Origin of the sequence: Streptomyces sp. CT34 (genome assembly GCF_000805335.1) — a bacterium.
GTDB lineage: Bacteria > Actinomycetota > Actinomycetes > Streptomycetales > Streptomycetaceae > Streptomyces.
In genome coordinates this window covers 5,171,558-5,184,830 of the sequence record NZ_KN708638.1, presented here as the reverse complement: position 1 = coordinate 5,184,830, position 13,273 = coordinate 5,171,558, and the positions used below count along the sequence as shown (strand labels likewise).

The following is a 13,273-nucleotide window of genomic DNA, read 5'->3' as shown; positions in this document are numbered from 1 at the left end:
CCGTCCGTCGGCTCGCGCAGCGCCCGCGGGGCCTGCTCGGAAGCCCCCTCTTTCGGAGGCGGAGCGGCATCACCAGGGTGCGCATCACGGCGGCAACGCCTGCGTGAGCATTGCGTACAGGCACCCGGCCGGTCCCGGGTTCGGGAGCCGGCACCTGCACGGTCTCGGGAAGATCGTCGCCGCCCGCCCCCAACAGGCGGGCGGCCAGGCGGACTTCGCGGTGCGTGTTCGTCATGAACCAGGGCTGGAACCTGACGCGCGCGTCAGGGGCCATCCGGTCGCTGGTCCCAGGACTTGGGGCGGGGCCGCGGGAGCCGCCATACGGGTCCGGCGGCCCCGCCGCCTCACCTCCGCAGCCGCTCCGCCAGCTCGGCCGGGTCCGTGGTCGGCCGCTCACAGGTGAAGTTGCGGCATACGTAGGCGGCCGGTTTGCCGTCGACCAGGGGGCGCGCCATCAGCAGCGGCACCTCCGCGGCGTCGTCCGCCCCGGGGGTGCCCAGCGCGACGACCGTGCCGGGGGCGGTGCCGAGCAGCGCGGCGCGGTGCAGCGCGCGGGTGGTCGGATCGTCCGGCGGGCCGACCACGGCGACCTCGCGCGGCCCGTCCAGCGCGGCCTCGGCGACCGCGAGCCCCCAGCCGATGAAGCGCGGTGCCCGGCCGCCCAGGGTGGTGACGATCCCCAGGGCGCGCTCCGCGGCGTCCCGGTGGAGGGCGCTGCCGGTCAGCGCCCCGTAGGAGAGCAGGGCACCGGCCGCCGCGGTCCACCCGGAGGGGGTGGCGTTGTCGGTCGGGTCCTGGGGGCGCCGGATCAGCGTCTCGGCGTCCGCGGCGGTGTCGTAGAGCGCGCCGTCCTCGGCGGTGAACTGGACGAGGACGGTGTCCAGGAGGAAGCCGGCGAAGTCCACCCAGACGCCCTCGCCGGTGACCGAGGCCAGGGTGAGGAAGCCCTCGGCCACGTTCGCGTAGTCGTCCAGGACACCGGTGTTGGCGCCGGCGGTGCCGTCCCGGGAGGTGCGGTGGAGCCGCGCCTGCCAGTCCATGTGGACGCGGACCAGCAGGTCGGCGGCGTCGGTGGCGGCCTGGATCAGGTCGGGCCGGTCGAAGTAGGCGCCGGTCTCGGCGAGGGCGGCGACGGCGAGCCCGTTCCAGGAGGCGACGACCTTGTCGTCCCGCCCGGGGCGCGGCCGTTCCGCGCGCGCCGCACGCAGCCGCTCCTTGACGGAGGCCACCCGCTCGGCGTCCACCGGGCCGCCGACGTCCGGGAGCTGGAGGACGGAGGCGCCCGCCTCGAAGGTGCCCTCGTCCGTGACGCCGAAGTAGCCGGCGGCGAACTCCGCGTCCTTCTCGCCCAGCACGGAGCGCAGCTGCTCGGGCGTCCATACGTAGTACGCGCCCTCGGCGTGCCGGCCGCTGCCCGTGCCGTCGTCGCTGTCCGCATCCAGCGCCGAGGCGAAGCCGCCCTGGTCGGTGCGGAGTTCGCGGACCATGAAGTCGGCGGTCTCCAGGGCGACCCGGCGGGCCAGGTCGCTGAGTCCACCAGCGGCTCCGTCGCGGGCGGTGGCCCGCCAGAGGTGGGCGTAGGCCCGGCACAGCAGGGCGTTGTCGTAGAGCATCTTCTCGAAATGCGGAACGACCCATTCCCGGTCGACCGCATAGCGCGCGAAACCGCCGCCGAGCTGGTCGTAGATCCCGCCGCGGGCCATCGCCGCACAGCTGGCCTGCACCATTTCCAGCGCCCCGGCGGAGCCCGTCCGGGCGTGGTGGCGGAGCAGGAACTCCAGCACCATGGACGGCGGGAACTTGGGCGCCGTGCCGAACCCGCCGTGCACCGCGTCGAATTCGCGGGTCAGGCCCATCAGGGCGGCGTGCAGCTCCTCGGGGCGCGGCGGGCGGCGGTCCGCGGCGGGCAGCGACTCGGACAGCGAGCGGCCGGCCAGGTCGGCGACGATCCGCCCGGCGACCTCGCCGACCTCGTCGCGGCGGTCGGCCCAGGCGCGGCGAACGCCCTCCAGGACCTGCCCGAAGGACGGCATGCCGTGGCGGGGGCTGGGCGGGAAATACGTACCGAAGTAGAACGGCTCGGCATCCGGGGTCAGGAAGACGGTCATCGGCCAGCCGCCCTGGCCGGTGGCGGCCTGGACGGCTTCCATGTAGACGGCGTCGACGTCCGGGCGCTCCTCGCGGTCGACCTTGACGGACACGAAGTGCTCGTTGAGCAGCGCGGCGGTTTCCGGGTCCTCGAAACTTTCGTGGGCCATGACGTGGCACCAGTGGCACGCTGAGTAACCGACCGACAACAGAACCGGGACATTGCGGCGACGCGCTTCTGCGAAGGCGTCCGGCCCCCAGGGCCACCAATCGACCGGATTCTCGGCGTGCTGGAGCAGATAAGGCGAGGTCGCGCCACCCAACCGGTTCATGCAAGCCAGCCTCTCACACCACAGGACCCCGGCGGCGAAGCTCGGGGCGCCACCCCTCACGCGCCCGTTCTCCTGTCATGCGCCATCACGTGGCGGCCGAGGATCATCCGATTCCCCCTGCCTCGCCAACGGCCGAACTCGCCGCGAACTCGGCTTCGCCGGTCCGGACAACGCCCCGGACACCCCCGTGGTTGGCACCTTCAAACCGGCCTGGTGGATGGCATCGGTGATGGTCGTTCCGACCGAATACGACAGTCATCTCCAGGCGCTGCGAGCCGGCGCTCTCCGCTTCCGTGGCCGGTGCGGATCTTGTCGGCGTCATCGATGAAGGGGCTGTCGCAGACGTGGTGGAGGCTCATCCATGGGGCACCCCGCACGCGGCCCACAGGGCCTCGCCCGCGCTGGCAGGCTCGACAACACCAGCGGCGGTGAACGTACAAGGGCGTGCGTTCTTTGCGCTGCACCACGGGGCGGCGCCCCTCCGGTACCCCCTCTTGCCCCCCTGAAAGTTGCGGGAGCAGCGAATCACGTTGGAGGCACCTGCCCCGAGTTCCTCTGTCACCTGCTCCGGGAGCGCAGTCCACGGACTGGCCGCAGGTTCGTCGTCCCCGCGGGCGCTCGCGACCAGTGAGAGCCATCGCGTCCAGGCGGTCAGCGCAGGAGCGCTTCGAGGAAGTCCGTGCTCAGCCGGGCGCTTGCGTCAAGGTCGAAGCGGTGCTGGACGTAACGCCCCTGACGCTGGGTAACCAGGAGCCCGCACTTCTTCAATGTGGCGAGGTGCCTGGAGACTTCCGGAGTGGTGAGTTGCCAGGCCGCGGCGAGTTCCTTGGTGGTGTGCGGTCCGCGGGCCAAGGTACGGGCCAGGCGCATCCGTACCGGGTGGGCCAGCGCTTCCATCCGCTTCCGGACCAGTTCCAGTGATGTCGGTTCCGGCACTGCCGCCGGGTCTTGGGTCGGGTATTGGATGACGGGGTGCCAGCCTGGAGAGTGCACGACGATCACATGCGGCCGACCGAAGGCCGTGGGGGAGAACGTCACGCCGAGCCCGGGAGCGACGGCGGTGGTCACGTCCTGAAGCTTGTCGACGACGATCCGCTGTCCTGTCGCATCCAGGCTGATGGCCGGTGACATCGCGGCGAGGGCGGCGCCCAGGCCACGGCGCTCGGCCAGGTCCGCTTTGTGCCGTGCGTCGGCGCGCAATTGGGGCAGGACGCGTTGCCAGGCATCGTGGAAGAACGCCCCGGCGCAGTCCTGCAGCAGCTGACGGAGCCAGATGCGCACCGCAGGCGGGTCGGCGAGCAGCCAGTCGGCGAACGCGGCTTGATTCGGGCCACGCGTGCGAGCCAGGGCGCGGGCGTGCTCGCGGGCAGTCGGATCGGTCAGCGGGGAGGTCGCCGGGCGTGGAGGTGCGGTGCCGCACGTCGTGTACAGGGCTGCTGCGACGAACCGTTCGTCGTCGATGCGATCGACCGCGTCCAAGTCCTCTTCCAGGGACTCGCAGAGTGTGTGCGGAATCAGGAAGGCGGCGCGGATGACCTGCCAGAGAAAGTCCGCCTCGGCCAGGTGCTCGGCCAGCAAGGCCGGCAGCCGGGCGCTGGTCGCCTCGGTCCACTCCCGCAGTCGGCGGTGATGGGCGGGCGCGGCGAGTGCGTGCAGCATCGCCCCCAGCTCCCCCAGGGGCGACGGCCCGAATCGGTGTTGTGCCGAATCCGCCGCGCTGACATCGATGACCACACTCATCTCCCCATGATCCCAAAGAGCCGCGTAGGCCGTCCTTTCGATTGACGAATATTGCCAACTCCCAAACCAGACAAATGCGGATACTGCGGCAGTGCGGCGTGGCGCATACCGCCCGCCGCGCGATTCCACGGCCCGCCCGCAAAGAAATAGCGACGGACCTTTCCATTGAAGGCGAAACAAAACTCTACGGTGTGACTCGCGCCACGACCGAGGCGAAAGGTTGATGAAGCACACATCAAGCGAACGTTAAGTCGACTCTGCCGACCGATTCCGTGTTGATCTCGGCTGATGCTCCTGTGCTAGTGTCCGATTACTCGCTCGTTGACACCCCTTCGCCTGCCGTCATACAGGCTCCTGGAGTCGTTCCGGCGGGGATTGATAAAGGGCTTCCATTGTCGCGCGAGACGTGGACATGTATGAAGCTCATCGAGCGGCTCGCCTTTGCGGCCGTTGACCGGGGGAATGGTCGCTGCATGGATTGCAGTGGCGAATCAGGAAGGTGATATCCATGCGTGTTGCCCTCATCGGGGGAGGGGCGGCAGCAGTCGTCCTCGCGGATCTGTTGGTCCGCAGGGCCGAGGGTTCTCTGACAGAGATATGCATTTACGAACCCAGTCCTGAGGTGGGTCCAGGCCGGGCGTACCGAGCAGATCTGGGAACAGCTCTGGTTAATCTGCAGAGTGCGGGGATGTCTGTCGACGGAGATTCTTCAGGGGATTTTCTGGACTGGATTTCCAAAAACCGTCTGTCCGCGGCTGACGCACCCACAACCGCGCACGGATTCGTTCCACGGTGGGTGTACGGCAGGTACTTGCGGCACTGCTACATCCGTACTCAACACCGGGCCGCCCAGGCCGGAGTGGTCGTGCGAGTCGTCCATCAGCCCGTGACATCCGCGCACACGACACCGGACGGTGTCACGCTGCGTACGGTCGGCGGGCAGCACTTCGAGCACGATCGTGCCGCACTGTGCCTGGGAACCGGTAAACCCGCCAATGTCTACGGCCTGCCCGCCGGCCAGACGTACGTCGAAGACCCGTATCCGCTCAAAGACCTGGTCGCAGCTGTACCGAGCGGGGCACCCACGCTTGTCCTCGGAACCGGCCTCACCGCCGTGGACGTCGCCCTGGCTCTGCTGCGGCGCCCTCGCCAGGCACCGATCACTCTCGCCTCCCGCAACGGACTGCTCCCCGGCGTTCGCAATCCGCGTGTGTTCACCACTCCGGTCCGGAGCACGACGCAGCGGTTCGCCGAGTTGGCCGGCAGCGGCCGTATGCAGAGCCTGGCTGATGTCTGGGGCTTCGTAGCGGAAGAGCTGCGGTCGCGCGGCCTGCACGGCCCGCACATCGCCGAAGAGTTCTCGTCCGCCGAAAACGCACTCGACCGGATGGCGCGTCATCTACGCGAGGTCGACGCCGGGTATATGTGGCGAGAGGTGGCCTCTGCCACGCTTCACCCAGTGATCGAAAAGGTCTGGGGTGAAATCACGAATGCGGAAAAGGATATTTTTCTGCGCAGGTACCGCAGCGCCTATACCGCCTTCATGAACCCGATCCCGCCGGAGACTGCTCGTAAACTGCTCGACGCCCAGGAAAAAGGGCTGATAAGAGTGGCGTCCGGCGTCGAGAGCGTCAGTCTCGAAGCGGACGGAAAATATTCGATGGAAACGCCCGCGGGGGTAACGCGTTTCTCGGCGGTGGTGAACTCCATCAATGCTTCACCGCACGACTTCAGCGATCTCGCATCCCCGCTCATCGACCAATTACTCAATGACGGCCTTGTTGAACGACATGAATTCGGCGGAATACGCATAGAGCGGTCCAGCGGCAGGGTTTTCACCGATGCGGCTGGGAGTGATCCGCGGCTGTTCGCGCTGGGGCAACTCACCGTCGGAACCCATCTGGTGACCAACTCCGTACGGGCTATTCACCGTCAGGCAGAGGTTGTCAGTGCAGCCATCCTCGAGCCTGCCCACTCCACGCCGCCCATCCCTGCCGCGGCTATGGCCCGAGGGCCGGAAGCCGCGCTTTCCACACATACTCGTTGAAAGCAGGAGTGCCTTGATAGTCGTAGTGAACACCGGTCGCAGCGGCGAGTCATTCACTGAATATCTCGGTGAGCAAGGAGTGCCCTGGATCAGCCTGTACGACCCGCAGGCGGTCACCGCTCCCGCATCGTCCGGGGCGGAAGAGGTGATCGCCCACACCACTGTGGCCGACACGCTCGATCGTCTGCGGCCGGCCGGGGTCACCGCCGTCGTTCCGGGCAGCGAAGCAGGAGTCCTCCTGGCCAATGAGATCGCCGCAGGTCTCGGAGTCGCGCATAACGATGTGCGCTCAGCCGCGGCTCGGCGGGACAAGTACCTGATGGCCCGTGCCGTACTCGACCACGGGCTGCCCGGCGCCGAAACGGCACTGGTCCATACCCGCGAGGAACTGGCCGACACCCTTCAGCAGTGGACGGACGCGTTCCCGGTCGTGCTCAAACCCGGGGCAAGCTCCGGCAGCGAGGGAGTGAAGATCGTATCGACCCTCGACGACGCGCTGGCCGCCTTCGAGAGCCTGAACGGCACGGTCAATCGTCTGAGCGTGCTCAACGAGGGCGTGGTGGTTCAGCAGTACCTCGACGGGACCCTGTACGTCGTCAACACCGTGAGCAGCAACGGCGCCCACGTCGTCACGGACGTCTACGAAAAGCGCATCGACGAACTGAACGGCTCCCCCGTGTGCAGGCACCTCCTACTGCGCCGCGACCTGGGGGACTTCGAAGAAGCAGCCGGCAAGTACACCATGCAGTGCCTGGACGCTCTCGGCTTCCGCAACGGTGCCGCGCATACCGAAGTGATGCGGACGGAAGACGGTCCTCGGCTGGTGGAGGTCAATTCCCGGCTCATGGGGCCATCGATGCCCTCGGACGTCTTCGTGCCCGCCCTGGGCTACAGCCAGGCGACCGTGCTCGCCGAGCGCTACACCGATGAGCCGGGCTTCTTCCGGCGGATCGACTCCCGCTACGCGCCGAGGCGTTTCTTCGCGCAGGCTCAGCTGCGCGTGCACCAGCGGGGGCGTGTCCGGGCGCTGCCCGGGGTGTCGGCCATACGAAGGCTTCCAGGCTTCCTGGCCTTCCGGAAGCTGCCCGTCCCCGGGCACGTCGTCACCGATCCCCTGCTGACGACCGCTGAGAACGGCATCTGCTACTTCGCCCACGAGAGCGAGGAGGTCCTGCGCGACTCCCTGGACCAGCTCCACGTTCTGGAGGACGAAGGCAAGGTCTTCGACGTGGTGGCGATGTGACGAAGGAGCCGGAGCGCCCCGAGGCAAGCACAGCCCCGACCACAGAAGCCGAACCAGCCCCGGCCCCCGGAGACCAGCCACCCCCTCGGGCCTTCCGACGTCATCTGGGCGTCGTGATCAGCACTGTAGGCCTGGTCTACCTGGCAGTCGCGCTGACCATCCCGACCCTGCCCATACAAGTCACCTCCCAACTGCACGGCAGCACGAGCGACGTCGGCTGGGTCATGGGTTCGTATGCCATCACTGCTGTCCTGGCACGCCCGGTCTTTGGAGCGCTGCTGATCCGCATCGGAGCCCGTCCGATCGTGGCCGGTGGCGCGCTCGTCGTCGCCCTTGCCACCCTCGGCTACCTCGCCGCCCCCAATGTCGCGATCCTGATCACGTGCCGGCTGATTCTGGGAATCGGCTTGGGAGGTGTCCTGGCTGCGGCCACCATCTGGATGGTGTCACTGGTTCCGCCCTCCAAACAGGGATGGGCCCTGGGCTTGGTCGGAACAGTGAACTATCTGGTTCTGGCCGTCGGCGCACCGATCGGCGAGGCGATGGCCGAAGCCACCAGGCCCACCGTCGTCGGCCTGGCGGCAGGCATCTTTCCTCTCCTGTCGCTGCTCCTCCTGTTCACCGTTCCCGACCACCGGCAGCCACAGGAAGACCGGACCGAGGAGCACCGGAGTGGGCCTCGCACGTCGGCTACGCGCGCTGCGGTGCTCCCTGGCGTCTCGTTGACGATGGCTGCTTTCGGATACGCCGCCGTTATCAGCTTCTCTGCGGTGGCACTTGCACACCACGGCGTGGCCGACGGCGCTCTTGTCGTGACCGCCTACGCGGCCACGATGGTCGTCATAAGGGTGGCGGGTGCACGGTCCCCTTGGAATTTCACCTCTCCTCAGGGACTCATCGCCATCTTCCTGGCCGAGGCAGTTGGGATCTTCCTGATCGGAACCTCCGACTCCCTGCTGTCTGCGGTCGTGGGGGGCGTCCTGGTCGGTGCGGGCATGTCGCAGGTCTACCCGGCACTGGGCCTGCTGGTCATGCGATCAGTGGATGCCCAACGCAAGGGCCAAGCCGTGGCTACGTACGGCGCATTCATGAACATCGGCATCAGCGTCGGTAACTTTGCCCTTGGCTACGTTGCCAATACCGCTGGATACTCGGCCATGTTCGTCACCGCAACAGCCACCATCCTGTGCGGACTGGTGGTCGCCGTGCTGGCTGCAACTCGTAGGGAAGAGGGGTAGAAAGAGGGCAGAACTGACGACCTCGCGTGATCGGCTGACGCATATTCCTCGACGAGTGACGGTCCCTGATCGCCGTGTGTGGTCACCGGGTGCCTGGTGGCGCCAGGTTCCTCCGGCTTCGGCAGCGAGCTGGGCGGTGGTCGCAAGCCTCCCCCCGCCCAAAGTGGTACCGCGGGTGTAGCCCGTCGGCCGTGCGCGCGGCACCGCTCCCGCCCGAGACGCTTCGCGGTCTCGCGATGCTGCCATCACTGGTCGGCTTCGGCAGCGTGAGAGCCGTCCTCCAGGCACGAGTGGATGTTGACGTAGCGCTCGGGAGCCCACTCGGGTGAGACGGCCAGCTGGTCGGCGCCCCAGTGTCTATGTCACCGCTCACCTACGCATCTACGCGTCCACTGTGACACTCCTTGGAAGCAACCCCGGTCACAGCCACCCGAGTTGTATTCATCTACTGGCACAGTGGCAAGAGCTGTAGCCGACGCTCAGCAGCACCGGCACACCGCGCCGCCGGGCCTCCTCGAACGCGTCGGCGGACCACGGCCACCAGTCGACCGGGTTGTCGGCGTGCTGGAGCAGATATGGGGAAGTCTCATGAGCCAGGCGGTTCGGCATGAGGCCATCCTCTCCCAATGGGGCTGCGGGTGCCGGGAGCGGAGGGAGTTATCCACAGCCCTGCCGGAATCGGCGCGGAGACGGAAGACTGTGACTACGCCGGTTGATCACCGCCGGCGCGGACCGCGGGGACGCGACGGCGCCTCCCCGGGGCGCCGGGGACCGCCTCGGACTGCTGGAACTGCCGTGAAACTGCTGGACAAAACTGCTGGACCTGCTGGAACTGCCGGAAACACTGGAGACTGCTGGAGGGGGACGGGCATGCCGGGCTCACTGGCCGTGCTGCGTGACAGCCACCGGAAGGAAGCGGAAGACCTGCTGGCGCGGGCCGTTGAGGAGGAGGTGCGCCGCTCGGGCGGCCGGCTCGACGGGGCCGCGCTGCTCAGCCGGGCGCGCGCGGCGCTGGACGATCTGGCGGCCTCCGCGGCCGAGGAGTACACCGCGTACGTACGCGCGCTGGACGAGGCGGCGGCCGGTCAGCAGCCGCTCTCCGGGCGGCTGTCGCGCAAGGAGCTGAGCACCCCGACGGTGACGACGCTGGTGGCCGCGGTGGCCGCGTTCGGTACGGACCTGCTGTACGGCACGGGCGGTGGTCCGGCGCTCGCCGCCGGCTCGGCCGTCCTGGTGGCCGGCGCGGTGGCGACGGTCCTGAAGCTGACCGCGGGTCACTTCCCGGCGGCCCACCGGCAGGCCGGTCTGCGCGGCCAGCCGGGCGGCCCGGAGCAGTTGCGGCTGCAGTGGCTGACGGCCCTGGAGGTGCGCGGCATCCGGCCGTTCCTCGACCAGCAGCGGATGCTGACGGCGGCGACGAGGGGCAGCGGCTCGAAGTCCAAGTCCGTCGCCGCGAAGTCCGCCCGGGGACCTCAGCTGCGCGGCGCGGACCGCAGCGCGGCGGCCCGCCAGCGGTCCGTGCTGGAGCAGTCGTTCGCCCAACTTCCGCACCCGGACGGTACGTTCGCCGGGCGGCGGGCCGAGCTGACGCAGATCGCGCAGTGGGTGCACGCGGGCCGCGCGAGCACCGAGACCAAGCCGATCGTGGTGGTGCTGCACGGCGAGCCGGGCGCCGGGCGGACGGCGCTCGCGGTGCGGGCCGCGCATCAGCTGCGCGATCAGTTCCGCGGCGCGTGCGTGGTGGATCTGCGCGGTGACACCCCCGGCGAGGTGCCGCTGCCGACCCGGGACGCCCTGATGCATCTGCTCAACCGTCTCGGCGCCCCCCGCGAGCAGCTGCTGTTCCGCGAGCGCCCGTCCCAGGAACAGCACGTCAAACGGCTGACCGAGATCTACCACCAGCATCTGACCGGCCTGCCGGTGACGGTGCTGCTGGACGACGCCTCGGACGCCGAGCAGGTGCGCGCCCTGGTGCCGGACCGCTCCGACAGCCTGGTGCTGGTCACCTCCCGGGAGCCGCTGGAGCTGCCGGCGGACCTGGAGGCGTGGGTGCACCAGCTGCCGGTGGGCGCGCTGGACGCGGCGGGCACCGAGGAGCTGCTGCGGTCGGCCGCCGCCTCCGGGGACGAGCCGCCGGGCGAGACGGCCCCGTACGACTCGCAGGCGATCGACCGGATCGCCGAGCTGTGTGCGGGCCTGCCGCTGGCGCTGCGGGTGGCGGGCTCCTCGCTGGAGACCCGCTCGCCCGCCTCGCTGGCCGCGGACCTGGCCGCCCAGGACGGGGGGCCGGTGGAGCGGGCCCTGGCGCTGCGCTATGCCGACCAGGCGCCGCCGGCCCGGCAGTTGCTGCGCCGGCTAGCCCTGGTGGGCCGGGCGAGCCTGGGCGTGGCCGCCGCGGCGGCGCTGCTGGGCGCCCCGAACGCGGAGGCGGAGCAGCGGCTGACGGCGCTGGTCGGGGCCGGGCTGATCGAGCACGTCCGCGGCGAGCGCTACCGCCTGCACGCGCTGGTGCACGGCTTCGCGCACGCCCGGCTGATGGCCGAGGAGGAGCCGGCCGAGCGCAGCGCGGCCCAGGAACGGCTGATCCGCGGCTATGCCGAGCTGGCCGACTCGGTGATCCGGCTGGTCGACGGCAACACGTCCACCCGCGCCGACCGCTTCGGTTCGCACGGCTTCACGTCCCTGGACGCGGCGTTGCAGTGGCTGGACGACGAGACCAGCTTCATCACGGCCGCGCTGCGGCACGCCGATCAGGACGTCGACCAGGCGACCGTCTCGCATCTGCTGGGCGCGCTGTGCGACTACTGCCTGCTGCGCGGCGACCTCTACCGGCTGGGCGAGCTGAGCGAGCTGACCCGGGCGGTCGGCCAGGGTCTGCTGGTGCGCTCGGTGCAGTGGCGCACCGGTGTCGCCGCCCGGCAGCTGGGCGAGCTGGACCGGGCCCGGACGACCCTGTCGTCGGTGGTCGACCTCTACTTCGAGGCGCAGCACCCGGTGGGCGCCGCCCGTGCGCTGCGCGACCTGGGCATCACGCTCCAGCACCAGGGCAACCTCACCGAGGCCGCGGCCAAACTGCGCGAGGCGCTGGACCTCCAGGCCGGCCCCGACATGCACGGCGACCGGGCCTGGACGCTGCACGCCCTGGCGGCGGTGGAGCGGGACCGGGCGCGGATCCCCGAGGCGCTCGCCATGCTGCGGGAGTCGCTGGAGCTCCATGAGGAGAGCGAGAGCATCCACGGCCAGGCGTGGGCGCACTTCCAGCGCGGCCAGGTGTATCTCCGGATGGGCGACGTCCCCCGCGCCGAGGCGGCGCTCCAGTCGGCGATGGAGCTCTACGGCCGTACCCACGACGACCGCGGCACGGCCTGGGCGATGACCCAGCTGGCGCGGGCCCGCCTGGTGGACGGCGACCCGGGCCCCGCGGTGGACCAGCTGCGCCAGGCGCTGCCGCTGCACCACCAGCACGAGGACGCGCGCGGTGAGGCCTGGACGATGTACTACCTCGGCCAGGCGCTGGAGGAGCGCGGCGAGCACGACGCCGCGCTGCGGCAGCTGGAGCGCTCGCGGAACATGTTCAGCCGGATGCAGGACGCGTACGGTCTCGCCTGCGCCCGGCACCACGCGGGCCGGGTCACCCGGGACCTGCGGGCCGAGCAGACCGGCTCGCTGCGCAACAGCGGCTTCGCCCGGCAGCTGCTCCAGGACGCCCGCAAGGACTTCCAGCGGATCGGGGTGGCGCACGGCGAGGGGTGGTCCCTGCTGGAGCTGGTGATCATCGACGCCGGCAACGGCCGCACGGCCCAGGCGCTGGAGCTGGCGGACGAGGCCGCGCAGATCTTCGCCGGATACGGCGACAAGCGCGGCGAGGACTGGGCGCGCTTCCTGCGGTGCACCCTGCTGCCGTTCGCCTCACCGGGCGGTTCGGTGGTGGGCGTGGCGGTGGCACAGGAGGAGCTGGCCCAGCTGATCCGGGAGGCGCACGACGGCCGGGACTCCAAGCTGGAGGACTGCGCGCAGACCTTCGCGCTGCTGCTGGAGCGCGGTGTGGAGCCGGAGACGGGATGGCAGGCGTGGCGGCTCGGCATGGTGCCGAACCGCCACGCCCGGGAAATCATGGGGGTGCCGGTCGCGCCGACCACCGTGGACTGACGTCATCGGCCTACGCGTCACCGGCGCACGCGTCACCGGCGCACGGCGTCGCGGTACGGCTCGCTGACCGCTCGGGTCAGCGAGCCGCCGGGCGCGCCGGCCGGCCGCTGCCAGACGGCCGGCCCCAGGCCGCCACCCGGTCATCGCCCCCCGCGGACCGCCGGGCCCCGGCGGTCTCCTGGCGTCAGGTGGCCTTCGGCTCGGAGGCCGCCGCGGCGGCCTTGGCGGTGCCCGCCCCGCCGTCCTCCGGCGACTCCTGGAAGTCCACCTTCCGCATCTGCCTGTTCATGGACTTCAGCAGCAGCCACGTGGCGCCGCCCATGACCGCGAAGACGATGAAGCCGAGGACGCCGGGGGTCACCTTGTCCTTGTCGAAGCTGTCGGCAAGGGTGACGAAGTGCGTCAGTGCGAGGGTGCTGGTCGCGCTCATCATGGC

7 protein-coding genes and 1 pseudogene are annotated in these 13,273 nt (G+C 69.9%); 4 read left to right on the top strand and 4 right to left on the bottom strand.

Annotated features, from left to right (window positions below; all coding sequences use genetic code 11):
* Nucleotides 1–344: 344 nt before the first annotated feature.
* Together RZ84_RS22730 and RZ84_RS22725 are read right to left on the bottom strand one after the other, a co-directional pair.
* The gene (locus tag RZ84_RS22730; RefSeq protein WP_043265838.1) at nucleotides 345–2,420 is read right to left on the bottom strand and encodes a thioredoxin domain-containing protein; all 2,076 of its coding nucleotides are present in this window, start codon (nucleotides 2,418–2,420) and stop codon (nucleotides 345–347) included.
* A 651-nt stretch (nucleotides 2,421–3,071) separates the two neighbouring features.
* Nucleotides 3,072–4,160 (bottom strand): DUF5937 family protein, encoded by a 1,089-nt coding sequence (locus tag RZ84_RS22725; RefSeq protein ID WP_043265837.1) that lies wholly within the window; start codon nucleotides 4,158–4,160, stop codon nucleotides 3,072–3,074.
* Nucleotides 4,161–4,668: 508 nt separating this feature from the next.
* Between RZ84_RS22725 and RZ84_RS22720 the strand changes: the two genes are divergently transcribed.
* The 3 genes from RZ84_RS22720 to RZ84_RS22710 all read left to right on the top strand — a co-directional run bounded on the left by RZ84_RS22720 (nucleotide 4,669) and on the right by RZ84_RS22710 (nucleotide 8,688).
* A complete protein-coding gene (locus RZ84_RS22720) occupies nucleotides 4,669–6,207 on the top strand; it encodes an FAD/NAD(P)-binding protein (RefSeq protein WP_078894099.1) in 1,539 nt (512 codons plus the stop codon).
* 79 nt (nucleotides 6,208–6,286) lie between these two features.
* The gene (locus RZ84_RS35160; protein ID WP_052230103.1) at nucleotides 6,287–7,450 is read left to right on the top strand and encodes an ATP-grasp domain-containing protein; all 1,164 of its coding nucleotides are present in this window, start codon (nucleotides 6,287–6,289) and stop codon (nucleotides 7,448–7,450) included.
* A 113-nt stretch (nucleotides 7,451–7,563) separates the two neighbouring features.
* Complete coding sequence (locus RZ84_RS22710) at nucleotides 7,564–8,688, top strand: MFS transporter (RefSeq protein ID WP_043265835.1); 1,125 nt, start codon at nucleotides 7,564–7,566, stop codon at nucleotides 8,686–8,688.
* 456 nt (nucleotides 8,689–9,144) lie between these two features.
* Here the strand turns inward: RZ84_RS22710 and RZ84_RS36940 are convergent.
* A pseudogene (locus tag RZ84_RS36940) lies at nucleotides 9,145–9,297 on the bottom strand (DUF255 domain-containing protein); the annotation flags it as partial.
* Between the two features lie 261 nt (nucleotides 9,298–9,558).
* Here RZ84_RS36940 and RZ84_RS22705 point away from each other — a divergent pair.
* The gene (locus RZ84_RS22705) at nucleotides 9,559–12,837 is read left to right on the top strand and encodes a tetratricopeptide repeat protein (protein WP_043265834.1); all 3,279 of its coding nucleotides are present in this window, start codon (nucleotides 9,559–9,561) and stop codon (nucleotides 12,835–12,837) included.
* A 184-nt stretch (nucleotides 12,838–13,021) separates the two neighbouring features.
* Here RZ84_RS22705 and RZ84_RS22700 read toward each other — a convergent pair whose 3' ends face one another.
* Nucleotides 13,022–13,270: a hypothetical protein gene (locus RZ84_RS22700; RefSeq protein ID WP_043265833.1), complete on the bottom strand. Its 249-nt coding sequence runs from the start codon at nucleotides 13,268–13,270 to the stop codon at nucleotides 13,022–13,024.
* Nucleotides 13,271–13,273: the final 3 nt, after the last annotated feature.